21 protein-coding genes and 1 tRNA gene are annotated in these 21,283 nt (G+C 71.8%); 11 read left to right on the forward strand and 11 right to left on the reverse strand.

What is annotated here, in order from left to right:
• Window positions 1-238 precede the first annotated feature (238 nt).
• The 5 genes from AFB00_RS18885 to AFB00_RS36320 all read right to left on the reverse strand — a co-directional run bounded on the left by AFB00_RS18885 (window position 239) and on the right by AFB00_RS36320 (window position 3,382).
• On the reverse strand, window positions 239-988 hold the full coding sequence (locus AFB00_RS18885) for a hypothetical protein (RefSeq protein WP_068798340.1): 750 nt from the start codon (window positions 986-988) through the stop codon (window positions 239-241).
• Window positions 985-1,410 carry a hypothetical protein gene (locus tag AFB00_RS36310; RefSeq protein WP_442965873.1) on the reverse strand — a complete coding sequence of 142 codons (426 nt, stop codon included), beginning with the start codon at window positions 1,408-1,410 and terminating at the stop codon, window positions 985-987. The genes AFB00_RS18885 and AFB00_RS36310 overlap by 4 nt, the downstream gene beginning before the upstream one ends.
• Window positions 1,411-1,529: 119 nt before the next feature.
• On the reverse strand, window positions 1,530-2,327 hold the full coding sequence (locus AFB00_RS18890) for a transposase family protein (RefSeq protein WP_068796246.1): 798 nt from the start codon (window positions 2,325-2,327) through the stop codon (window positions 1,530-1,532).
• 157 nt (window positions 2,328-2,484) lie between these two features.
• Entirely contained in the window at window positions 2,485-3,006 is a 522-nt protein-coding gene (locus AFB00_RS36315) for an IS5 family transposase (protein ID WP_068798483.1), read from the reverse strand.
• A complete protein-coding gene (locus AFB00_RS36320) occupies window positions 2,930-3,382 on the reverse strand; it encodes an IS5 family transposase (RefSeq protein ID WP_442965814.1) in 453 nt (150 codons plus the stop codon). The genes AFB00_RS36315 and AFB00_RS36320 overlap by 77 nt, the downstream gene beginning before the upstream one ends.
• 373 nt (window positions 3,383-3,755) lie before the next feature.
• On the opposite strand from AFB00_RS36320, the gene AFB00_RS18905 reads away from it, so the two are divergent.
• From AFB00_RS18905 to AFB00_RS18915, 3 genes are all read left to right on the forward strand, one after another.
• The gene (locus AFB00_RS18905) at window positions 3,756-3,962 is read left to right on the forward strand and encodes a hypothetical protein (protein ID WP_068798342.1); all 207 of its coding nucleotides are present in this window, start codon (window positions 3,756-3,758) and stop codon (window positions 3,960-3,962) included.
• Between the two features lie 184 nt (window positions 3,963-4,146).
• Complete coding sequence (locus tag AFB00_RS18910) at window positions 4,147-4,920, forward strand: HARBI1 family protein (protein WP_060714430.1); 774 nt, start codon at window positions 4,147-4,149, stop codon at window positions 4,918-4,920.
• Window positions 4,917-5,630 carry a phosphotransferase family protein gene (locus AFB00_RS18915; protein ID WP_083275647.1) on the forward strand — a complete coding sequence of 238 codons (714 nt, stop codon included), beginning with the start codon at window positions 4,917-4,919 and terminating at the stop codon, window positions 5,628-5,630. Before AFB00_RS18910 ends, AFB00_RS18915 begins: the two co-directional genes overlap by 4 nt.
• Window positions 5,631-5,633: 3 nt before the next feature.
• On the opposite strand, the gene AFB00_RS18920 is transcribed toward AFB00_RS18915, so the two are convergent.
• Both AFB00_RS18920 and AFB00_RS18925 read right to left on the reverse strand, forming a co-directional pair.
• A complete protein-coding gene (locus AFB00_RS18920; protein ID WP_083275648.1) occupies window positions 5,634-7,025 on the reverse strand; it encodes a regulator in 1,392 nt (463 codons plus the stop codon).
• Window positions 7,026-7,118: 93 nt separating this feature from the next.
• Window positions 7,119-7,203, reverse strand: a tRNA-Leu gene (locus AFB00_RS18925).
• A 98-nt stretch (window positions 7,204-7,301) separates the two neighbouring features.
• On the opposite strand from AFB00_RS18925, the gene AFB00_RS18930 reads away from it, so the two are divergent.
• Window positions 7,302-8,633, forward strand: a complete 1,332-nt coding sequence (locus tag AFB00_RS18930) for a M20/M25/M40 family metallo-hydrolase (protein ID WP_068798343.1) — start codon at window positions 7,302-7,304, stop codon at window positions 8,631-8,633.
• Between the two features lie 78 nt (window positions 8,634-8,711).
• On the opposite strand, the gene AFB00_RS18935 is transcribed toward AFB00_RS18930, so the two are convergent.
• On the reverse strand, window positions 8,712-10,283 hold the full coding sequence (locus AFB00_RS18935) for a PucR family transcriptional regulator (RefSeq protein ID WP_068798344.1): 1,572 nt from the start codon (window positions 10,281-10,283) through the stop codon (window positions 8,712-8,714).
• 285 nt (window positions 10,284-10,568) lie between these two features.
• Here AFB00_RS18935 and AFB00_RS18940 point away from each other — a divergent pair, with 285 nt between their 5' ends.
• Together AFB00_RS18940 and AFB00_RS18945 are read left to right on the forward strand one after the other, a co-directional pair.
• On the forward strand, window positions 10,569-12,029 hold the full coding sequence (locus AFB00_RS18940) for an amino acid permease (RefSeq protein ID WP_068798345.1): 1,461 nt from the start codon (window positions 10,569-10,571) through the stop codon (window positions 12,027-12,029).
• 581 nt (window positions 12,030-12,610) lie between these two features.
• Window positions 12,611-13,396 carry an SDR family oxidoreductase gene (locus AFB00_RS18945; RefSeq protein WP_068800442.1) on the forward strand — a complete coding sequence of 262 codons (786 nt, stop codon included), beginning with the start codon at window positions 12,611-12,613 and terminating at the stop codon, window positions 13,394-13,396.
• Between the two features lie 4 nt (window positions 13,397-13,400).
• Here AFB00_RS18945 and AFB00_RS18950 read toward each other — a convergent pair whose 3' ends face one another.
• Both AFB00_RS18950 and AFB00_RS18955 read right to left on the reverse strand, forming a co-directional pair.
• The gene (locus tag AFB00_RS18950; RefSeq protein WP_068798346.1) at window positions 13,401-13,679 is read right to left on the reverse strand and encodes a DUF5703 family protein; all 279 of its coding nucleotides are present in this window, start codon (window positions 13,677-13,679) and stop codon (window positions 13,401-13,403) included.
• A gap of 108 nt (window positions 13,680-13,787) precedes the next feature.
• Window positions 13,788-14,735: an aldo/keto reductase gene (locus tag AFB00_RS18955; protein ID WP_156819634.1), complete on the reverse strand. Its 948-nt coding sequence runs from the start codon at window positions 14,733-14,735 to the stop codon at window positions 13,788-13,790.
• A gap of 135 nt (window positions 14,736-14,870) precedes the next feature.
• On the opposite strand from AFB00_RS18955, the gene AFB00_RS18960 reads away from it, so the two are divergent.
• The 4 genes from AFB00_RS18960 (at window position 14,871) to AFB00_RS18975 (ending at window position 17,994) form a co-directional block, all read left to right on the forward strand.
• Window positions 14,871-15,692, forward strand: a complete 822-nt coding sequence (locus tag AFB00_RS18960; protein ID WP_068800444.1) for an undecaprenyl-diphosphate phosphatase — start codon at window positions 14,871-14,873, stop codon at window positions 15,690-15,692.
• A gap of 35 nt (window positions 15,693-15,727) precedes the next feature.
• Window positions 15,728-16,426: a histidine phosphatase family protein gene (locus tag AFB00_RS18965; protein WP_068798347.1), complete on the forward strand. Its 699-nt coding sequence runs from the start codon at window positions 15,728-15,730 to the stop codon at window positions 16,424-16,426.
• A gap of 105 nt (window positions 16,427-16,531) precedes the next feature.
• Complete coding sequence (locus tag AFB00_RS18970; protein ID WP_068798348.1) at window positions 16,532-17,122, forward strand: DUF3090 domain-containing protein; 591 nt, start codon at window positions 16,532-16,534, stop codon at window positions 17,120-17,122.
• Window positions 17,119-17,994: an SCO1664 family protein gene (locus tag AFB00_RS18975; RefSeq protein ID WP_231973982.1), complete on the forward strand. Its 876-nt coding sequence runs from the start codon at window positions 17,119-17,121 to the stop codon at window positions 17,992-17,994. The genes AFB00_RS18970 and AFB00_RS18975 overlap by 4 nt, the downstream gene beginning before the upstream one ends.
• 16 nt (window positions 17,995-18,010) lie before the next feature.
• Here AFB00_RS18975 and AFB00_RS18980 read toward each other — a convergent pair whose 3' ends face one another.
• Window positions 18,011-20,317, reverse strand: coding sequence for a helicase (locus tag AFB00_RS18980; protein WP_231973983.1), 2,307 nt, complete (start codon window positions 20,315-20,317; stop codon window positions 18,011-18,013).
• Between the two features lie 93 nt (window positions 20,318-20,410).
• On the opposite strand from AFB00_RS18980, the gene AFB00_RS18985 reads away from it, so the two are divergent.
• Window positions 20,411-21,271 carry an alpha/beta fold hydrolase gene (locus AFB00_RS18985; RefSeq protein ID WP_068798349.1) on the forward strand — a complete coding sequence of 287 codons (861 nt, stop codon included), beginning with the start codon at window positions 20,411-20,413 and terminating at the stop codon, window positions 21,269-21,271.
• Window positions 21,272-21,283: the final 12 nt, after the last annotated feature.

Below are 21,283 nucleotides of genomic sequence, written 5' to 3' on the forward strand. Positions count from 1 at the left end.
GACATGGACTTCGGCGATTCTGGCGGCGTCGCGAACGACGGCGCAACAAACCCCCATGCGGTGGTGCTACCTCTACGACGAATCTCAACGCAGCCGATTTTGACTTGCAGCGGGACGCATCTGGGGTGCATGCGGGCCGGGACTGCCCAAACACCGACTGACACGGCGTGAAAGTGGGTGGGCTAGTGGCCGTGGGTCCCGAGATGGACGCGTAGGCCGCGGGCGAGTCCGGTTCGCGTTAGGAGAGCGGTGGTCTTGTTCCGAGGTAAAGAATTCGGCTATGTACCGGTCCTGCCTGTAGTCGCTGGTATGCCTCGGCTGCCAACTGGCTATCCGCTCCACGTACGACTGCGATCATCCGTCCGCTGTCCCCGAGCTGCGGAAGCCAAGTCGGCGGAGGTGTCGAAGGGTCTCCCGTCGTGCACAGGATCGCGTCGAACGGCCCGTACGCGGCCGCGCCGCGCGGGTCGCGGGCGGTGACAAGACACGGGAAGAGATCGAGTCCGGCGAGCAGGGCGCGCGTGTAGTCCGCACTGTGTGGATCGGTGGCGGTCACCTGCTCGGCACCGAAGCGATGGCAGAGCAGCGCGGTCACGTACCCGCATCCGGCCCCGACCTCCAGTACGCGGGGTAGCTCGATCTCGGCGTCGGCTGGGTGCAGCAGATCCAGCAGGGCCGCGAGTTCCGCCGGCGTGGGCTCCGATGGCGGGACGACCGGCCACGGAGGCGACTCGTCGTCCGCGCCCGTCGGTGGAGCGGCAGAGTAGACGGCGGTCAACCACTGTTCGGGTACGTCGTCGCCGTCCACCCCGCGCGCGTCGATGCCGGGCAGCAGGAGATGGCGAGGCGTGTTCGCGAACGCCTCGTACCACCGCCGGTCTCGGATGCATCCGGCCGACACAAGTTCTGCGGCCATGCGTTCGGCGTGGACGCGCCAAGCTTCGGCGCGAATGGCCTGGAGCGCCCCGGTGCTCGTGTGGTCGCTCATCGCTGTGCCGCCGCTGTGGTTCGGGCAGAAGTTCTTGGTGCATCAGACGTGCCAGCATCGGTGGGACGGTAAAGACGGCGATCTGTCAAGCGTGGAGAGTTTTTGGCTGTGCGCGATTGGACTCGCTCGCGGCGTACCAGGCGTGCCAGCACGCGTCGGACTCTCGCTGGTGTCAAAGACGTTCTCTGCGCGATCTGTGCGGAACTTGCCCAGCCGCCATGCCGTCGGAGTGCGGATACGACCAGAAGTTCACGGTTCAAACGCAGCCGGCACCTTCTGCGTGTGCAGATCGGTGAAGTAGGAGACGGCACAGGAACATCTACCGTGGCCGCGCATCCGTAGCACGTTCTGCGAACATACATATGATCGGATCGCCCTCGTCGCTGACATCTTCTTGACTGGACGAGCGGTCCAGTAGTTATATCAGCTGTGCAGCCAAGATGCTGACCCGCCCGTGAGGGACGATTCTTGGGCGAGGACCGCTACTGGCGGCAGGGCACAGTAGGGGGCACACTCGGACACTGAGCCTTTGCCAACCTGGTCAGGTGTTGACGATCATGAGGGTCTGAACTGCGGCGATGAGCTGTCCGGCCCGGTTCGGGCTGGAGCGGATCTTGCGCAGGATCTTCCAGTTCTTCAGCTCGGCGTTGACCCGCTCACCGGGTCCGCGGCGGCGTGAGTGAGCGGCGTTGACCTCGCGCTGGTTGTGCGACAGCGGGCGGAACCGGCCGGTGTCGGGGTCCTTGCGTCGCCGCCGGTGCGGGACCGCGACCGTCGGGCCGGCGCCCTGATATGCGGTGTCGGCAGCCGCCCGGATCCGGTGCTCGGTCAGGGCGTCGATGATGCCGTGCTCGCGGGCGGCGCCTATGTCGTGGCGGGCTCCGGGAAGCGGCGGGGAGATCCACACCAGCCGGCCGGCGGGGTCGGCGATGACCTGGACGTTGAGTCCGTGGCACTTGTGCTTGCCGGAGTAGAACCCGCGGTCATAGCCCGAGGCCATCCCGACGCGGTCGATGCGCAGCAGGGTGCCGTCGAGGATGACGAACGCTTTCCCGATGGCGACGTCGATCGCCTGCTCCAGGGTCGGGGCCATCGCCGCGAGCAGCTCGATCGCCTCGCGCAGGTAGCGGTAGACCGTCGAGGTCCCGACCCGGAAACCGCAGGCGAGGTCGGTGTAGGTCTCGCCCTTGCGCAGGTGGGCGACCACGAGCAGGGCCTGGCGGCCGCACGTCAGCTTCCGCCACCGGGTCGCCCGCTGGTTGCGGTGCGCCCGTAGCGCGTCAGAGAGTACGTGCAGGGCACGGCTGGACACGGTCATCCCGGACGGGTAGGACAGCACCTTGAAGCTCCTGGTCGGACGGTTTCGATCTCAGCAATCGCCCGTCTACCAGGAGCTTCACCCATCCGAGGGCACGCCACGCCGCACAGGCTCTGACCAGCCCCAACACCAGGTTGGCAAAGGCTCACTGGTCCGCGTGGCAGGGGAAACAGCTCAGCTAGGGTGTGTCTCCCAATGCGCGGAGCCAGGTGACGATTACCTTCAGGACGGCGCCGCCGCGGAAGGTCAGGGCGAGCTTGTCGTAACGGGTGGCCAGCCCGCGCCACTGCTTGACGTGGCAGAACCCGCGCTCGACGACGTTGCGGTTTCGGTAGTCGACCGGATCGAATGCGGGCGGTCGGCCGCCGCGTGAGCCCCGTCGTTTGCGGTGTCCCTGCTGGTCAGAGGGCTCCGGAATGACAGCGATGATCCGGCGCTCGCGCAGGTGCCGGCGGATCGCGCGTGAGGAGTAGGCCTTGTCCGCGCGCACGCGTTCAGGCCGGGTCCGGGGTCGTCCCGGGCCCGGTCGGGCGATGCTCAGGTGCGCCATCAGGTGCGGAAACATTGGCGAGTCGCCGCCCTGGCCGGGGCCGAGGAGGACCACCAGCGGGCGGCCGTGCCCGTCAACGAGCTGGTGGATCTTCGTCGACAGCCCTCCGCGGGACCGTCCCAGCGCGTGATCTGCTGGTTCGGCGAGCAGATTCGTGTAGTTCGATCCGGCCCCCTGTGTCGCGCTTGAGGGTCGCGGCGTGCTGGTGGGCACGGATGATCGTGGAGTCCACGCTGACCGCCCACCCGAGCACCTCGGCGGCGTCGGCCTCGACCAGAAGAGCAGCCAGGATGTGGTCCCAGGTGCCGTCGCCGCTGTAGCGGCGGTGCCGCTTCCACAACGTCTGCCACGGCCCGAACTCGGCTGGGGCGTCGCGCCAGGGAAGCCCGCACCGATACCGGTAGATGATCCCCTCGATCACCCGGCGGTCATCGCGGAACGGGCGCCCGCGACGACCCTCGGAGGAGGGCAACAGCGGCGCCAGACGGGCCCACTGGGCATCAGTCAGGACAGCGGTACGCGGCACCGATCAAGCATCGCGCACCCCGCTCCGCCTATCTGGGAGACACGCCCTAAGTGCTACTCGTTACGACGGATCTCGTTGAGCTGATGGCGGAGGTTCTGGACGTCCCACCGCATGTGCCCGCCCGGCGTCACGAGGTCCGGCTTGATCCGGCCGTCGGCCGCCCACCGATCGATGCTCCGGGCGCTGATGCCGAGCAGCTCGCGGCCTCCGACGTGTGTACGAGCTCCGACACGGGCCCATCATGGCGGCCGGATCGGCTGGTCCGGCGCCGTCTGGCGTGGATGGCGCGACTGTCTTGATCGACTCGAACTGTAGATCGCGGAGGTCGATCCGCGGACGGGCGAGGCCTGGCGGCTGAAAGTTAGGGTGAGGGGTGCCCTTCACCGAGGCTGACGCCCGTACGTCGCTGAGCGCCGCGTGTGAGGAGGCGGGGATTGGCATCGGATCGGCCGACTTGATCCGGATCGGCTCCAATGCGGTGTTCCGGGTCGATTCCAATGTCATCGGACGTGTAGCTCCCGATTTGCAAGGGTGGGACAACGCCGAGCGTCAGATCCAGGTGGCGCGATGGTTGGAGTGAGCCTTTCCCAGTAGTGGGGAGCGGCTGGCGGCGACACGCCGGGGGCGTGGAGGTGCTCAACGAGGGTGCGGGACCCCGGTAGAAGAGGTCGGTCCGCTCAAAGATCGACTCACCACCGAGGTCCCGCGTGCCCGATCCTGTCACCTACACCGCCGTGCTCCCGATCGGGGAGCCCACCGCGTCCATGTTGTCGCGACTGTTGGCCGAGGAACGCCTCCGGCGCGGGACCCGGCGCGGGCGCCGCGCGCTGGACTGTGACCGCCACGCGGTGCTGGTGCTGCGCTGGTTCCTCGACGCCACCCGGGTCGCCCAGCTCGCCGCCGACAACCAGCTGAGCCTGTCGAGTACCTACCGCTACCTGCACGAAGGCATCGACGTTCTGGCCGCCGCCGCGCCTGGACTGCCCGGCGCGCTGCTCGCGGCCCGCACCGCCGGGCACACCCACGTTCACCTCGACGGCACCGTGATCCACACTGACCGCTCCCGCACTCCCGGACCGACCCCGGGAGTGGATCTGTGGTGGTCGGGCAAGCACCACGTCCACGGCGGGAACGTTCAGGTCCTCACCGCGCCTGACGGGTGGCCGTTGTGGACATCCCCGGTGCGCCCGGGCCGCGAGCACGACACCACCTGCGCCCGCGGCCACCCCGGCCTGCTCGACGCGATCGAGGACTGGACCGACGACACCCACGTCGTGCTCGCCGACCTCGGCTACGACGGTGAGAACACCCGCCTGACCTGCCCGTTCAAGACCCCCACCGGCGGTGGGCTGTCGGTGGACAAGCGCACCGTCAACACGCTGCACTCCGCCGTCAGGGCTGTGGCCGAACGCGGGAACTCCCTGCTCAAGACCACCTTCAAGGCGCTGCGTCGGGTCAGCTTCTGCCCCTGGCGGATCGGCGCGATCACCGCCGCCGCGCTCGTTCTCCTCCACGTCGAGCACGACCGAACCACATGATCAACCAGCACCTACTGGGAAAGGCTCAGTGTGTCGACTATCCGGCGACCCGCGCGCTGTCGGTCGATCAGCCCATCGACGGCGCGGGGCGGGTCGTGACGCTGTGGAAGTCCGCATGCCGGGGTGAGGACTATGCGCCGACCGGTGACGTGGCCCGGCTGATTCGGGAACTGCACGAACTCGAAGCACCGGACGATATCTCCTTCCCGGAACTGCGACCCTTCGGAGTCGTGGGTGACGAGCTTCCCGATCTACGGCACCTCTCGTCGACCAACCGTGATTTCCTGCACGAGCGGATCGAGTGGGCGCGTGCCGCGTTCCCGGAACTCCCGTTCGTGCTCCCGGACGGTGTCGTTCATGGGGACGCGAACGTCGGCAACGTTCTGCGTGGCGACGACGGTCGTCCGGTTCTGATCGACCTCGACAGTTTCGCCGTCGGGCCGCGTGAGTGGGACCTGATCCAGACCGCGTTGTTCTTCGACCGGCTCGGATGGCACACAGCCGACGAGTATCGGGAGTTCGTCCGTGTCTACGGCTACGACCTGACCGACTGGGCGAGGTACCCGGAGCTGGCGGACATGCGCGAGATCGCCATGACCACCTGGCTCGGGCGCAAGGCTGGCGAGTCGGCGGCGACCGCCGCGGAAGCGGAGAAGCGCATCACCGCCATCCGCACCGGTGCGAGCCGGAAGGACTGGGGACCGTACTGAGGTTCAGGTCCCGGCCGGTGTCCACAGCCTGGAGGTTCGGATGCGACCGGCGAACTCGCGAGCGACGCTGCTCGTGCGGTGCGGGGCCAGCCGCTCGCGGAACTCGCTGACGTAGGTGTGGCAGCGCACCGAGTCCAGGCTCTCGCCGACGGTGATCGCCTGCTCCGCGATCCGGCAGCCTTCCTCGATGTCGCCGTCGTCGAGGTGTGCATCCGCCAGGACCATCGCGACGAAGAAGTCACTCCGGGCGTAGTCGCCGGACGCGGAGTCGAGCGCCCGCGCCGCATGCTCGATCGCCTGCGCCGGTCGGCCGAGATCGCGATGGCAGTGCCCGAGTTCCGCGGCGAGTTCGGCGTCGTCGAAGTAGCCGATCCACTCCGGACCCTCACCGGGCGTGTGCTGTCCGAAGTGCTCGACGGCGGCATCCATCGCGCGATCGCAGGACGCCGCGTCGCCGGTCCGGGCGAGCGCGCGCGCTTCCATGATGTGGAAGTGCGCCGTGAGGATCGGGGCGGCGCTGTCCTGAGTCCCGAGCCGGGCCGCCCGTGCCATGTTCGCCGCCTCGCGGTACCGGCCGAGGAAGCTGGCCTGGTGGCTCATCGCGTCGAGGATGCTGGCCGAGAGGAGCCGGTCCCGGCCGGCGTCGGCGAACCCGAGGGCCTGGATGAAGTAGCGCTGTGCGAGCCCGTGCAGCCCGGCGTCGTAGGACATCCAGGCGGCGAGCTGCGTCAGCTCGCCGGCCGCGGAGAACAGCCTCTCCCGGATCGGCGCTCGGCCCTCGGAGCGCAGTAGCCGGGGGAGGTCGGTGCGCAGGTACTGCACGAGTGCCGCACGGGCGTGGACTCCGCCGAACATGCTGTCCAGGCGGTCGAACGTGTGGCGCATCGCGCGGAGCCGGTCCACATCGGATGCCCCGATACGGATGGCGCCGTCGGAGCCGGTGAGGGCGCGTTGGCTGCCGACGAGCCAGGCGAGTGAGGCGTCGTTCCAGGCCGCCACGTTCTCCCCGGCGTCGACGAGCTGGCTGGTGCCGGACAGGTCGCCTTCGAGCAGTTGCGCTACTGCGGTGACGCCGTCCTCGGGGTTGGCCGGGTAGGACAGGCCGACGTCGGGGGAGATGGTGAGCGTGATGCGGAAGCCGAGTTCGTCGGGGGAGACGGTCCGGCCGAGGCGTGTGCCGAGTGCTTCCCTGATGGCCTCGCGGGTGGCGTCGTCGCGCGGGGTCACGCTGTTCAGCCATCGGCTGACGTAGGTGTGGGTGTAGCTGCGGCCCGCGGTGCGGGCGGCGTGGGTCTCGTTGACGGCGCGGGTGAATCTCTTCCAGCCGATGGCGCCGCTACGGTCGAGGAACCCGGCCTCGGTCACCAGGGCGGCAAGGCGCTCGTTGCTCGGCACGGGTGACGGCTCCTTCGACCGTTGTCGTCGCAGTGTGCCAGGATGCAGAAAAGCGGGCCGTCATATCGACGACCCGCTTCCGGAAATCTTCGGTGTCCGAGGGGGGACTTGAACCCCCACCCCCTAATACGGGGACTAGCACCTCAAGCTAGCGCGTCTGCCATTCCGCCACTCGGACGTCGCGATCTCTCGATCGCGTCTGGACGAAGCATAGCCGAGCCCCCGACCCCGCCCGCCGCCGGGTCCCCGTCGGTCCCCGGTGGTAGGAAGACGCCCATGACCGGAGACACGGACGGGACCCCCACCAGCGCCGAGGCCGAGGTCGTCGAGCTGTGTTCGGAGCTGATCCGGATCGACACGACCAACACCGCCGACCCGGAGACCCTCGCTGGCGAGGCCGAGGCGGCCGACTACGTCGCGGCCAAGCTGCGCGAGGTCGGGTACGAGGTCGAGCTGGTCGAGTCCGGCGCCCCGAAGCGGATGAACGTCTTCGCCCGGCTGGAGGGCGCGGACCGCTCGCGGGGTGCGTTGCTGATGCACGGCCACCTCGACGTCGTCCCGGCGGACGCGAGCGAGTGGTCGGTGCACCCGTTCTCGGGCGCGGTGCAGGACGGCTACGTCTGGGGCCGCGGCGCCGTCGACATGAAGGACATGGACGCGATGATGCTGGCGGTCGCCCGCCGCTTCAAGCGCGAGGGCGTCGTCCCGCCGCGGGACATCGTGTGGGCGTTCGTGGCCGACGAGGAGGCCGGTGGGAAGTTCGGCTCGCAGTGGCTGGTGGAGCACCGTCCGGACCTGTTCGAGGGCTGCACCGAGGCGGTCGGCGAGGTCGGCGGGTTCTCGCTGACCTTCGACGAGGACCGGCGCGCTTACCTGGTCGAGGCGGCGGAGAAGGGCATCGCCTGGATGCGGCTGCGGGCGAAGGGCCGCCCGGGCCACGGCTCCTTCCTGCACGACGACAACGCGGTGACCACGCTGGCCGAGGCCGTCGCGCGGCTCGGCAACCACACGTTCCCGATCGTCGTCACCGACACCGTGCAGGCGTTCCTGGACCGGATGACCGAGCTGACCGGCGTCGAGTACCCGGAGGACGACCTGGAGGGCTCGCTGGCCAAGCTCGGACCGATCTCCCGGATCGTCGGTGCCACGGTGCGCGACACCGCCAACCCGACGATGCTGAACGCGGGCTACAAGGCCAACGTCATCCCGTCGACGGCGGAGGCGGTCGTCGACTGCCGGGTGCTGCCGGGCCGGGAGGAGGCGTTCCTGCGCGAGGTCGACGAGCTGCTCGGGCCGGACGTCGAGCGGGAGTGGGTCACCAACCTGCCCGCGGTCGAGACGCCGTTCGACGGCGCGCTGACGGATGCGATGCAGGCGGCGTTGCGGACCGAGGACCCGACCGCGGAGATCGTCCCGTACATGCTGTCCGGCGGGACCGACGCCAAGGCGTTCTCGGAGCTGGGTATGCGGTGCTACGGCTTCGCCCCGCTGAAGCTGCCGCCGGACCTCGACTTCGCCGCGCTGTTCCACGGCATCGACGAGCGGGTCCCGGTCGACGCGCTGCGCTTCGGCACCCGGGTCCTCGACCGCTTCCTGCGCACGGTCTGATCGGACACCGGCGGCGGGGGCCGGGAGGGCGGGGCCAGCCCGGCCCGCCGCACGCGACAGGGCCCAGGGCGGCGGGGCTCAGGACGGTGCCGTCCGGTTGCGCCGGACCCGGGACAGGTGCAGCTGGGTGATCAATCGCGCCGCCGGGTCGGTGAGGTCCAGCCCGGCGACCGTCCCGGCCCGGCGCAGCCGATGGCGCAGCGTGTTGGGGTGCACGGTCAGGGCGGCGGCCGCCGCGGCGACGTCGCCCAGGTGGTCCAGCAGCGCCGACACCGACTCGGCGAGCGCGGAGCCGTGCGCGTCGTCGTGCGCGATGAGCGCGGCGGCGACCGGGTCGTCGAGGTCGTCGAGCCGGGACAGCACCATGTCCAGCTGGATCTGGGCGCGCAGGTCGGTGATCGCGGCGACGTCGACGTCGGGCGGCAGCGCGGCGAGCACCCGGTCGGCGTCGGTGCGGCTCGCGGGCGCGTCCTCGGGGCCGGGGACCACCGCGCCGATCCCGGCCCGCACCCGGGTCCCGGTGCGTGACGCCGCCGCGGAGGTGACCTCCCGGCACAGGGCCCGCACCGGGGCGGGCACCCCGCCACCGGCCCGGGCGGTGACACCGGGCAGCAGCGTGTAGACCCGGTCGTCCACCACGGTGACGAGCGCGTCCCGGCGGAACGCCGCGGCGTGCACCGCCACCAGCCCGGCGAGCTCGCTCGCGGCCAGCATCCGGGCCGCCGGGTCGCGGCTGTCGGTCAGGAACGCGACGACGACGACCGGCACCGTCGTCCCGATGCCGAACGCGGCCGCGACCAGGTCCGCCGCCACCCGGCCGTCGAGCAGGCCGGCGACGACGTCGCGGCTGAGCTGGGTGCCGGGTGCGGGCTCGGAGCGGCGCCGCACGAGATGTGCCGCCGCCACCCGGACGGCGCCCAGCAGCACGGTGTCGGCCCGCTCGGACAGCGGCTCGTCGCCCTCCTGGATCCAGATCGTGCCCAGCGGGTGCGCCCCGGCGTGGATGCCGGCCGCGATCCGGCGCCGGATGCCCAGGTCGGGACGTTCGTCGAGGTGCACGATCTCCTCGCTGGCCCGCAGCCGGTCGAAGACACCCCAGGAGCGCAGCGTCGCCAGATAGTCCGGCGGGCCCTGCCGGCCCAGGATGGACAGCCGGCGCAGCTCGTCCGGTGACGACCCGTCGGTACGGGAGTAGGCCAGCACCCGGCTGGCGGTGTCCTCGATGCTGACCAGGCCGCCGGAGAGCCGTCCGACGGTCTGGGCGAGCGCGTCCAGACCACCGGGCTCGGTGTCCTCCCCGGTCTCCAGGACGGCGAGCACCAGTTGTTCGAGGCGGTCCCACCGGATGTCGGGCCGGACGGCCAGCAGTGCGACGCCGGAGTCGAGCGCGGCCGAGCGCACCGCCGGGGCGGGCTCCTTGACCGCCACCGCGGCCGCCCCGTGCCGGGCCGCGGTACGGACCGGGCGGAGCGCGTCGCGCCCGCGGGCACCGACGACGAGGACGAGTGAACCGGCGAGATCGGTCGGGTCGTCGTCCGGATCGACGATCGCGACACCGGACAGAGGCACGTCCAGCCCCGACGGCGCAACGACCAGGTGGGCAACAGGCTCGCCCAGTGCGACGAGCACGCGGGCCAGCGGAGTCACCATTGGCGGATCCTACGACGACGCAGCGCAAGCGTTGGCGCAGGGGACAACCCTCGAAAGGGTTTCACGCCGCTACGGTTCGCGGCCATGCTCACGTTTGTGATGCGGAACGCAACGCAGCCGGGAACGATCCCGCCACCGGACGGGGACCGGCCGCGCCCGCATCGCCACGAGCCCGGCGTCACCCGGGTGACGCCGGGCGGGCACCGGCCGGACCGCTGGAGCACGCGCGACCGGTCCACCGCTGTCCCGCTCCCCGCCAGAACCCTGCTCACGAGAGGCTGATCCGTGGCTCTGCACACCCGTTACGGCGCATTGGTGCGTCGTAAACCGATCGACGACATCGAACCGGAGTCGTCGGGCGGGCTCAGCCGGACGCTGACACTGCGCCAGCTCACCGCGATCGGGGTCGGCGGCATCATCGGCGCCGGGATCTTCTCCCTCGCCGGTGCGGTCGCGAACGAGACGGCCGGCCCGGCCGTCGTGATCTCGTTCCTCATCGCCGGCATCGCCAGCGCGGCCGCGGCGTTCTCCTACGCCGAGTTCGCCGGGCTCATCCCGCGGGCCGGTTCGGCCTACACCTACGGCTACGTCGTGCTGGGCGAGTTCGCCGCCTGGTTCATCGGTTGGGACCTGCTGCTGGAGTACAGCGCGATCGTCGCGGTCGTGGCGATCGGGATCTCCGGCTACCTCAACGACCTCCTCGGGTTCATCGGCCTGGAGCTACCCGCCTGGTCGCTCGGCGCGCCGGGCACGGAGAGCGCGGGCACGGAACCGGGGACCTACGTCGTCAACCTGTTCGCGATCCTGTTCTGCCTGCTCATCACGGCCGTGCTGAACATGGGAATGAAGAGTGCAGCGCGGTTCGAGTCGGTCCTGGTCTATCTCAAGGTCGGGATCGTCCTGCTCGTCGTGGTGGTCGGTCTGTTCCACATCGACACCGGCAACTACAACCCGTTCGCCCCGTTCGGTCTGACCGGAGCCGTCACCGGCGCGGCGACGGTGTTCTTCGCGGTGTTCGGCTACGACGCGATGAGTACGGCTGCCGAGGAGTCGCAGGACTCGCAGAAGCACATGCCGAAGGCCATCGTCTACTCGCTGGCGATCTCGATGGTCCTCTACGTGCTCGCGTGCCTCGTCCTGACCGGGATGATCGACTACCGGGAGATCGACGGCGAGGCCGCCTTCTCCGCCGCGTTCGCCGACGTCGGCCTGCCGGTGCTCGGTGCGATCATCGCCGCCGGTGCCGTCCTGGGTATCACCACGGTGCTGTTCACCTTCCTGATGGGCGCATCGCGGGTCGGCTACTCCATGAGCCGGGACGGTCTGCTGCCCTCGTGGTTCGGCCGGACCAGCAAGAAGACCGGCGCGCCGAACCGGATCACCTGGGTGCTGGGGATCTCCTCGGCGCTCTTCGCCGGGTTCATCCCGATCAACGACGTGGCCAAGCTGACCAACATCGGCATCCTGCTGGCGTTCATCGTGGTCTGCATCGCCGTGGTCGTGCTGCGCTACCGCAGCCCGGACCTGCCCCGGACCTTCCGCTGCCCCGGCATGCCGTTCGTGCCGATCATCGGTGTCGTGTTCTCGGTGGTGCTGATCTGGTACCTCGGCTCCGAGACCTGGCTGAGGTTCCTCGGGTGGTTCGCCATCGGCGGGGTCTTCTGGCTGTTCTACGGTCGCCGGCATTCCAAGCTCGCCGCGCGATCGGAGCCGGGACCGGAACAGGACGAGGCCCGCACGAACTGATCGTGCCGATCGGTGGGTGGGCGTCGGTCTACGTATCACCGTAGCTCGCACTATGGCTATCGCATTCCAATCGACGTGTTGCGGGTCGCCATGGTGTCGGTTAGCCTCGCGACTTACGGATAAGTCAATCAATGAGGAGGTCGCTTCGGATGAATTCCGTTCGTGGTCGGGTGGTCGTGGTCCTGAGTGCGGTTCTGTTGTCTTTCGCCGGAGCCGCGGTCGCAGCGCCCGGGACAGGATTCGCCCAGGACGATCAGGGCTGTGTGACAGCATCGGCCAAGGGTGGGCCGGCTTCATGCAGTGGTGGCGGTGCGACACCCTTCAACGAGCACGAGATGGACTGCTACCGGACCGCTGGTATCGCGGCGGGCGGTGTCGCCGCTGCACGCGGTGGCGCCAGAGCTGCTGTTTCATCCGCCGTTGCTGCCTGCCTCGCGGCTGTCACCGGCTGATCGCTGATGAAGCTGGTATTCATGTCGTGCGATTCTTGACGGGTGGTCCTCGCTGAATACGAAGCGGATCCGGCGATGTAGCCGGATCGGCGGAGCGAAGTGCCTCTCGGGGATGGCAGGGTGACCCGCATGGATCTCTCGGGCAGGGTCGCCCTGGTCACCGGCGGCGGATCGGGTATCGGCGCGGCCGCCGTGGACCGGCTGACGGCCGCGGGTGCACAGGTGGTCGTGGTGGACGTCGACGCCGGTGCGGCGGCCGCGGTCGCCGACCGGTCGGGCGGGCTCGCCATCGGCGCGGACGTCACCGACCACGGCGCGGTCACCGCCGCGGTCGCCGCAGCCGAGGACCGGTTCGGGCGGCTCGACGTCGTCCTGCTCAACGCGGGGGTCACCGCCCGCCGGTCCGGCGTCGACGACCTGGACCTCGAGGACTACCGCCGGGTGGTCGGGGTGAACCTCGACCACGTCGTGTTCGGGCTGACCGCGGCCGTCCCGGCACTGCGCCGGGCCGGCGGCGGGCGCGTGGTGGTGACGTCCTCGCTGGCCGGGCTGGTCGGCATGCCGGGGGACGCGCTGTACACGGCGACCAAGCACGCCGCCGTCGGCTACGTCCGCTCGGCCGCCCCGACCCTGGCCCCGGAGGGGATCCGGGTGAACGCGGTGTGCCCCGGCTTCGCCGACACCGCGCTGATCGCCCCGGTGCGCGCGGACTTCGGTGAGTTCCCGCTGCTCACCGCGGACGACGTGGCCGCGGCGATCGAGTCGATCCTCGACCACGGCGAGCCGGGGGAGTGCTGGTTCGTCCAGCCGGGCCGCGAACCCGCGCCGTACGCCTTCCGCGGGGTCCCCGCCCCGCGCGGGGCGGGCCTCCCACCGGAGATCGGCTGGCCGGACGGTTCACCGCGGACCCGCTGACCGGTCAGAACGTGGGCTCGGGCAGCAGCCCCTGGGAGTGACCGAGCCGGCGGCGCAGGACGATCTTGCGCACCCCGCCGGGGTAGAGGCGCAGCCGCGACAGCTCCCAGCCGGAGAACTCGGCCTGGATCGCGAGCCGGACCGACGCGGTGAGCCGGGAGACGTCGGCGTCGATCCGGACGGGGCGGTACTCGTAGCGGTCGTCGACCCAGCCCTCGCCGTCGCGGGTCCCGGCGTACCGATTCCCTGCGGCCTCGGTGTCCTCCGATGCCCCCACTGCCATGCGTGCCTCCCGGTCGTGCGGTCGCGACACCCGCCGTGAACGGGGGGTGCTGCCGGCGTGTCCCACGATAGGCGCGGGTACCGACAGCGAGCCACCGGATCCGGTGGCTCAGACCGGGTCGCTGACGTCGTCGAGCGCGGTCCGGATCTCGGCGGGCAGCGTCAGGTCCTCCGCGGCGAGCGAGGCGCGCAGCTGTGCGGCGTCCCGGGCACCGACGACCGCGCTCGCCACCCCGGTCCGGTCCCGAACCCAGGTCAGGGCGACCGCGAGCGGTGAGGTCCCGAGGCCGTCGGCCGCGGTCAGCACGGACTGCACGATCCGCGCCGAGTGCCCGGTCCGGCGGGCGGCCACGTAGGACGCCAGCATCGCGCTCGCCCCGCGCGAGTCCGCCGGGGTGCCGTCGGTGTACTTCCCGGTCAGCACGCCCCGCCCGAGCGGGGCCCAGGCCAGCACCCCCATTCCGTGGTGCCGGGCCGCGGGGAGCAGCTCCGCCTCCGGCTCCCGGGCCAGCAGCGAGTACTCCACCTGCGCCGACACCGGCCGGCACACCGCGGGGTCCGGCCCGGCGGCGGCGCTGCCGGCGACCGTCGCGAGCTGCCAGCCGCGCGGCGCGACCAGCCCGGCGTAGCGGACCCGCCCGGAGTAGACGGCGACCTGCACGGCCGAGAGCAGCTCGTCCTGCGGGACCCGCGGGTCCCAGCCGGGGAACTGCCACAGGTCGAGGTGCTCGACGCCGAGGCGGCGCAGCGTGGTGTCCAGCGATCGGAGCAGCGCCCCGCGCGAGGCCCGGGGCCCGTCGCCGGGCGCCGCGGTACCCCGGGCGGCGAGCACGACGTCGTCGCGGGAGAAGGCACCCCGCAGCAACCCGCCCAGCACCTGCTGCGCGCCGCCGCCGCCGTAGTCGTCGGCCGTCTCCACGAGCGTCCCGCCGGTGTCGACGAACGCCCGCAGCTGCTCGGCGGCCGCGGCGGGCCCGGTGTCCTCGCCCCACGTCATCGTGCCCAGGCCGATCCTGGACACCTCCAGGCCGCTGTCGCCCACCGGTCTGCTCAGCACGGTGGACGAGCCTATGGCCAACCGGCCCGCGGACAGCCGAGGGCGCGCGCTGTGACCCCCGTCTCCGCGGGTACGGTCACGGCCCGTGACCGATCTGGCCGCACTGCGACCGCTGCCGCACGTCCGGGGGTGCCGATGAGCTGGCTCGAGGTGATCGTCCTCGGCCTCATCCAGGGCCTCACCGAGTTCCTGCCCGTCTCCTCCTCCGGCCACCTGCGGATCGCCTCGGAGGTGCTCTTCGGCAGCGACCCCGGGGCCGCGTTCACTGCCGTGACCCAGATCGGGACGGAGGCGGCGGTGATCGTCTACTTCGCCCGCGACATCTGGCACCTGTTCCGCACCTGGCTGCGCGGGTTCACCGACGCCGCGGTCCGCAGGACCGACGACTACCGGCTGGCGTGGATGGTCGTCGTCGGATCGATCCCGATCGCGGTGCTCGGCGTGCTGTTCAAGGACCGGATCGAGACGGTCGCCCGGAACCTGTGGCTGGTCGCGGTGATGCTGATCGTGTTCGGCATCCTGCTCGGCCTCGCCGAACGGTTCGGCACCCAGCACAAGCCGATGGAGAAGATCACCTGGCGGGACGGCGTCGTGCTCGGGTTCGCCCAGGCCATGGCGCTCATCCCCGGCGTCTCCCGGTCCGGCGGGACGATCACGGCGGGCCTGTTCCTGGGCATCAACCGCCCGGCGATCGCGCGCTACTCGTTCCTGCTGGCGATCCCCTCGGTGTTCGGTGCCGGTCTGTTCACGCTGCCCGACGTGCTCGCCGGGGACGGGCCCAGCGGCATCCAGATGATCGTCGCCGTGGTGATCGCGTTCGTCGTCGGTTACGCGGTGATCGCCTGGCTGCTGCGGTTCGTGCAGAACAACACGGTGTACGTGTTCGTCGCCTACCGGATCGCGCTGGGCACGGCGTTGCTGGCCGCGCTGTCGATCGGTGCGATCTCGGCGACCTGAGCCGGGCGGGGAGCACGTCACGTAGCCTCGCCCGCGTGACGACCTTGATCCTGCTGCGGCACGGGCGCTCGACGGCGAACACCGCGGGTGTCCTGGCCGGGCGCACCCCGGGCGTCGAGCTCGACGAGCGTGGCCGCGAGCAGGCGGCGAAGGTCGTCGAGCGGCTGGCCGACCTGCCGATCGCGTCGGTGGTCACCTCGCCGATGCAGCGGTGCCGCCAGACCGTCGCGCCGCTGGCGTCGGCCCGCGGGCTGGACCCGGTGGTGGAGGACGACCTGGCCGAGGTCGACTACGGCGCCTGGACCGGCCGTGCGATCGCGGACCTGGCGAAGGAGGACCTCTGGCGGGTCGTGCAGGGCCACCCGTCGGCTGCGGCGTTCCCGGAGGGGGAGTCGCTGGCCGGCATGCAGGCCCGTGCGGTCGCCGCGGTCCGCAGGCACGTCGCCCGGGTGCGCGACGAGCACGGCCCGCAGGCGATCCTGCTCGCCTGCAGCCACGGTGACGTGATCAAGGCGATCCTGGCCGACGCGCTCGCCAGCCACCTCGACAACTTCCAGCGGATCGTCGTCGACACCTGTTCGGTCAGCGTCGTCAGCTACACCGAGCTGCGGCCGTTCGTGGCGCGGATGAACGAGCAGTCCGGTGACGTCGCGGGGCTCATCCCGAAGCCGCCCGAGGAGGGCGAGGCGGCCGGGTCGTCCGACGCCGTCGTCGGAGGCTCCACGAACGCCTGATCCGGCCCGGTGCGGGGTGATCCACCTCGCATTCCGGCCGGTGACCGGGACCCGTGGGACGGCGGGGATGCCCCGGTTCCCGGTCTCGCCTAGTCTGGTCCGGTCATGGCACGCGTCATCCACGTCTTCCGCCGCCCGGACCGCTTCGTGGCCGGGACCGTCGGCGAGCCCGGCGATCGCGCCTTCTACCTCCAGGCGATCGAGAGTTCGCGCACGATCAGCGTCCTGCTCGAGAAACAGCAGGTCTCGGTGCTGGCCGAGCGGATCACGGCGTTGCTGGGCGAGGTGTCGAAGCGCTTCGGCGAGGAGAACCTGGCCGAGTCCACCGGCGACGGCCCGGGATCGGACACCGATCCGCTGGCGGTGCCCCTGGAGGAGGAGTTCCGGGTCGGCACGATGGGCCTGGGCTGGGACTCCGACTCCAGCTCGATCGTCGTCGAACTGCTCGCGGTCACCGAGGAGGAGATCGACGAGTCGGTCGTCCTCGACGACACCGAGGAGGGCCCGGACGCGCTGCGGGTGTTCCTGTCCCCGAACGCGGCGAAGGCGTTCGCCGACCGGGCGGAGAAGGTCGTCTCGGCCGGCCGGGCGCCCTGCCCGCTGTGCGCCGAGCCGCTGGACCCCGAGGGCCACGTGTGCGTGCGGTTGAACGGGTACCACGACCGCAACCCCGTCGCGGAGGCCGAGGCCGAGTGAAGCTCGGCGATCCGGCCGTCCTCGACGTCCTGGCCGGTGGCCGGATGGAGATCACCGGCCGGATGGTCGACGCGTCCAACGCCACCCTGTTCGGCACGGTCTCCCTCGACGGCGTCGAGCTGCGCTGCGTCTACAAGCCGGTGCGCGGCGAGCGGCCGCTGTGGGACTTCCCGGACGGGACGCTGGCCGGCCGCGAGGTCGGTGCCTACCTGGTGTCGGAGGTGTCCGGGCTGCACGTCGTCCCGCCGACGGTGCTGCGCGAACAGGCCCCGTTCGGGCCGGGCATGGTGCAGGCCTGGGTGTCCTCCGGCGACGAGAGCGCGCTGACCGAGGCGGAGTCCGCCGGTGACGTGCCCGCCGGCGACCTCGACGAGGAGACGATCCAGCTCGCCACCGAGTCGCTGGTCGAGCTGTGCGAGCCGCACGAGATCCCGGACGGCTGGCTGCCGGTGCTGCGGGCCCGCGACGGTGCCGGGGACCCGGTCGTCCTGGTGCACGCCGACCATCCGCAGCTGCGGGCGATGGCGGTCTTCGACGTCGTCGTCAACAACGCCGACCGCAAGGGCGGGCACGTGATCCTGGCCGGCGACGGTGACGTCTACGGCGTCGACCACGGCCTGACCCTGCACACCGAGCCGAAGCTGCGCACCGTGCTGTGGGGCTGGGTCGGTGACGAGCTGGGCGAGGACCGGACCGCGCAGCTCAAGGAGCTGCGGGCCCGGCTGGCCGGCGACTTCGCCGACGTCCTCGGCGAGCACGTGACCCGCCGCGAGGTCGCCGCGCTGCGCTCGCGGATCGACCACCTCCTCGCCGAGCCGCGGTTCCCGGGCCCGGACGGGTTCGGCCCGGCGATCCCCTGGCCCGCGTTCTGACCCGGCAGCCGGGGCGTCAGCCCCGCACGTGCAGCAGCCCCAGCCGGCGGGTGGCCCGGGTCATCGACACGTAGAGATCGGCCGGGAGCCCGGCCCGGATCCGCTCCGGGTCGACGATCACCACGGAGTCGAACTCCAGGCCCTTCGCCGAGACCGGGGTGTGCACCTCGGCCCCGGTCCCGGCGAGCGCCGCCGGGTCGGTGGTGAGGACGGCGTCGGTCCCGCCCCCGAGCAGCTCCGACTCCGCCGCCACGATCTCCCGGACCGCGTCGGTGAGCCCGGCGGCGGGCGCCGTCCGGTGCCACGGCTCGTCGCCGGTGCTGCGGACCGAGGTGGGCACCGCCGCGTCCGGCGCGTACCCGGCCAGCACCTCGGCGGCCGCGGTCATGATCTCGGCCGGGGTGCGGTAGTTGACGGTCAGCGTGCGGTGCGTCCAGCGCTCGGCCAGGTGCGGGCCGAGGACGTCGTCCCAGTCGCGGGCCCCGGCCGGGGCGCTGCGCTGCGCGAGATCGCCGACCGCGGTGATCGACCGGGCCGGGCAGCGCCGCAGCAGCACGTGCCAGTCCATCGGGGACAGCTCCTGGGCCTCGTCGACCACGAGGTGCCCGAACCGCCAGTCCCGGTCGGCTGCGGCCCGCTCGGCGACGGTGCCCGACGGGCCGGTGCGCTGCCGGTCCGCGAGCAGCTCGGCGGTGACGAAGTCGGTGGCGCGGACGTCCTTGGCGTCCTGACCGGAGAGCGCGCGGTCGGCCGTGTCGAGGATGGCGAGCACGTCGTGGGCGTACTGCCGGTCGGGCTCGGTGTCCGGCTCGTCCGCACGGGTGCCGGTCCGGCCCAGCAGCTCGGCCAGCTCGTCGAGCAGCGGCGCGTCCGCGACCGTCCACGGGGACCCGGCCGGTCGCAGCAGCAGCGCCGGATCGGTCCCCGGTGCCGCCGCGGCGAGCCGGTCGGCGTCGGACAGCAGGTCGGAGAGTGCGCGCTCCGGGGTCAGCTCCGGCCACAGCCGCTGCACGGCGGCGTGGAAGGCGGTGCAGGAGCGCAGCTCGTCGCGCAGGCCGTGCCGCAGCTCGGCGGTCACCTCCGACGCCCCCTCGGGCTCGATCTCCGGGAGGCCACCCAGGCCCGCGAGCAGCTCGGCGATCTCCGGCGGGTCGGCGAGCTCGGCGCCCAGCAGGTCGAGACCCTGGTCGACGAGCAGCCCGCCGAGCGCGTCCCGGAACGTCGCGCGGGCCGGGTTGTGCGGCCGCCCCGTCGCCCGGGCCCGGTCGCGGGCCTCGGCGGCCAGTCCGTCGTCGATCGTGAGGGTGACGTCCTCCAGCTCGATCCGGACCGGTGCCCCGGGGAGTTCCTGGCGGTCGGCGACGGCCCGGCGGAGGACGTCGAGCATCGCGAGGTCCCCCTTCACCCGTGCGGTCCCCGGGCGGTCGGCGGCGTCGGCCACCACGCCGTGGCGCAGCCGCCCCGGCGTGGTGAACACGACGGCGGACTCGCCCAGCGCGGGCAGCACGCCGCCGACGTAGCGCACGAACCCCTCGCTCGGCCCGACGACGAGCACCCCGCTGCCGGCGAGGCGTTCGCGGTGGGCGTAGAGCAGGTAGGCGACCCGGTGCAGCGCCACCGCGGTCTTGCCGGTCCCCGGGCCGCCGGAGATCACCGCCGCCCCGGAGAGCGGGAGCCGGATGATGTCGTCCTGCTCGGCCTGGATGGTCGTCACGATGTCGCGCATCCGGGTGCCGCGCGGTGCGCTCAGCGCGGCCAGCAGCGCCGGGTCGGACGCCGCGTCCGGGTCGACGGTGGCGACGGCGTCGTCGTCGAGCAGGTCGTCGTGGAACGACTCGACCCACTCCTCGGGCGCCCGCCCGGCGATCCGGAGGTGCCGGCGGCGGCGCACCCCGAGCGGGGTGACCGGCGTGGCGCAGTAGAACGGCCGGGCCGCGGGCGCCCGCCAGTCGACGAGCGCGCTCTCGCCGTCGATCGGGTCGGTCAGGCCGATCCGGCCGACGTAGGTCGTGGTCGCGTCGGGGTGGTCCAGCCGCCCGAAGGCCAGGCCGGACCGCGCGGCCTTCAGCGCCGCGACCCGGTCGGACCAGCGGTGCACGGCGACGTCACGCTCCCAGCGGGCGTTGAGCTCCGCGCCGGTGGGGCCGGACCGGCTGCCGCGGACCCGGTCCTGCGCCTCGTCGATCTCGGCCGCGAGCAGCGCGTGCAGCGCGCGCAGGTGCGTGGTCTCCGCCCGGCGGTCCTGCTCGATGCCGGTACCGGAGGTGGGCTTGGTGGGCTTGCCTGGTGTGTTATGATTATTTTGCGTACCTGTGTTCGCCATGTCATCGGGCACCCCACAGCGTAGCGCGCCCGACGTCCGCCGTGCACGTGCCACGGGTCGTCGATGTCATGGGCACCCTCTAGCGTGGACCGCATGGCGCTCCCGGCCCCGCAACGGATCACCGTCCCCGGCACCACCCGTCCCGAGACCACGCTCTCGGTGCACGACACCGGCGGCACCGGCCCGGCGGTGGTCCTGCTGCACGGCTGGCCCGACCGGGCGACGCTGTGGCCCCACCAGGCGGCGGCACTCGCCGCGGCCGGGCACCGGGTCGTCGTCCCGGACCTGCGCGGTTTCGGTGAGTCCGACCGGCCGGAGGAGCCGGAGCACTACCGGATGCGCGCCCTGCGGGCCGACGTGCTCGGCGTCGCCGACGCGCTCGGCATCGACCGCTTCGCCCTCGCCGGCCACGACTGGGGGTCCGCGCTCGGCTGGTCGCTGACCCTGGCCTCGGACCGGGTCACCCGCTACGCCGCGTTCTCCGTCGGGCACCCGGCCGCGTTCGCCACCGCGGGCTTCACGCAGAAGGCGAAGTCCTGGTACATGCTGTGGTTCCAGTTCCCCGGGGTCGCCGAGCAGGTCGTCCCGGCCCACGACTGGCAGTTCATGCGGGCGTGGCTGCACGCGTCGTTCCCGGAGGGGCACCCGCTGCCCGCGCAGCACATCGCCGACCTCTCCCGGCCGGGCGCGCTGACCGCCTCGCTCAACTGGTACCGGGCCAACGTCGACCCGGCGTCGTTCGTGGCCACCGAGATCCCGCAGGTCCCGGCGATCCGGGTGCCGGTGCTCGGGGTGTGGGGCGACGCGGACGGCGCGCTCACCGAGGGGCAGATGCGGCGGTCCTCGGAGTTCGCCGAGGACTTCCGGTTCGTGGCGGTGCCGGGCTGCGGGCACTGGATCCCGCAGGAGGCGCCGGAGCGGGCGACGGAGCTGCTCGTCGACTTCCTGGGCTGAACCCGCGGGCCG

It is taken from the genome of Pseudonocardia sp. HH130630-07 (assembly GCF_001698125.1).
Lineage (GTDB): Bacteria > Actinomycetota > Actinomycetes > Mycobacteriales > Pseudonocardiaceae > Pseudonocardia.

What these genes read in the sequence shown, in the direction of transcription:
- AFB00_RS18885 (WP_068798340.1), bottom strand. Translation starts at nt 988, where the DNA reads ATGAGCGACCACACGAGCACCGGGGCGCTCCAGGCCATTCGCGCCGAA.
- AFB00_RS18910 (WP_060714430.1), top strand. Translation starts at nt 4,147, where the DNA reads ATGTTGTCGCGACTGTTGGCCGAGGAACGCCTCCGGCGCGGGACCCGG.
- AFB00_RS18915 (WP_083275647.1), top strand. Translation starts at nt 4,917, where the DNA reads ATGATCAACCAGCACCTACTGGGAAAGGCTCAGTGTGTCGACTATCCG.
- AFB00_RS18930 (WP_068798343.1), top strand. Translation starts at nt 7,302, where the DNA reads ATGACCGGAGACACGGACGGGACCCCCACCAGCGCCGAGGCCGAGGTC.
- AFB00_RS18935 (WP_068798344.1), bottom strand. Translation starts at nt 10,283, where the DNA reads ATGGTGACTCCGCTGGCCCGCGTGCTCGTCGCACTGGGCGAGCCTGTT.
- AFB00_RS18945 (WP_068800442.1), top strand. Translation starts at nt 12,611, where the DNA reads ATGGATCTCTCGGGCAGGGTCGCCCTGGTCACCGGCGGCGGATCGGGT.
- AFB00_RS18950 (WP_068798346.1), bottom strand. Translation starts at nt 13,679, where the DNA reads ATGGCAGTGGGGGCATCGGAGGACACCGAGGCCGCAGGGAATCGGTAC.
- AFB00_RS18960 (WP_068800444.1), top strand. Translation starts at nt 14,871, where the DNA reads ATGAGCTGGCTCGAGGTGATCGTCCTCGGCCTCATCCAGGGCCTCACC.
- AFB00_RS18970 (WP_068798348.1), top strand. Translation starts at nt 16,532, where the DNA reads ATGGCACGCGTCATCCACGTCTTCCGCCGCCCGGACCGCTTCGTGGCC.
- AFB00_RS18980 (WP_231973983.1), bottom strand. Translation starts at nt 20,317, where the DNA reads ATGGCGAACACAGGTACGCAAAATAATCATAACACACCAGGCAAGCCC.
- AFB00_RS18985 (WP_068798349.1), top strand. Translation starts at nt 20,411, where the DNA reads ATGGCGCTCCCGGCCCCGCAACGGATCACCGTCCCCGGCACCACCCGT.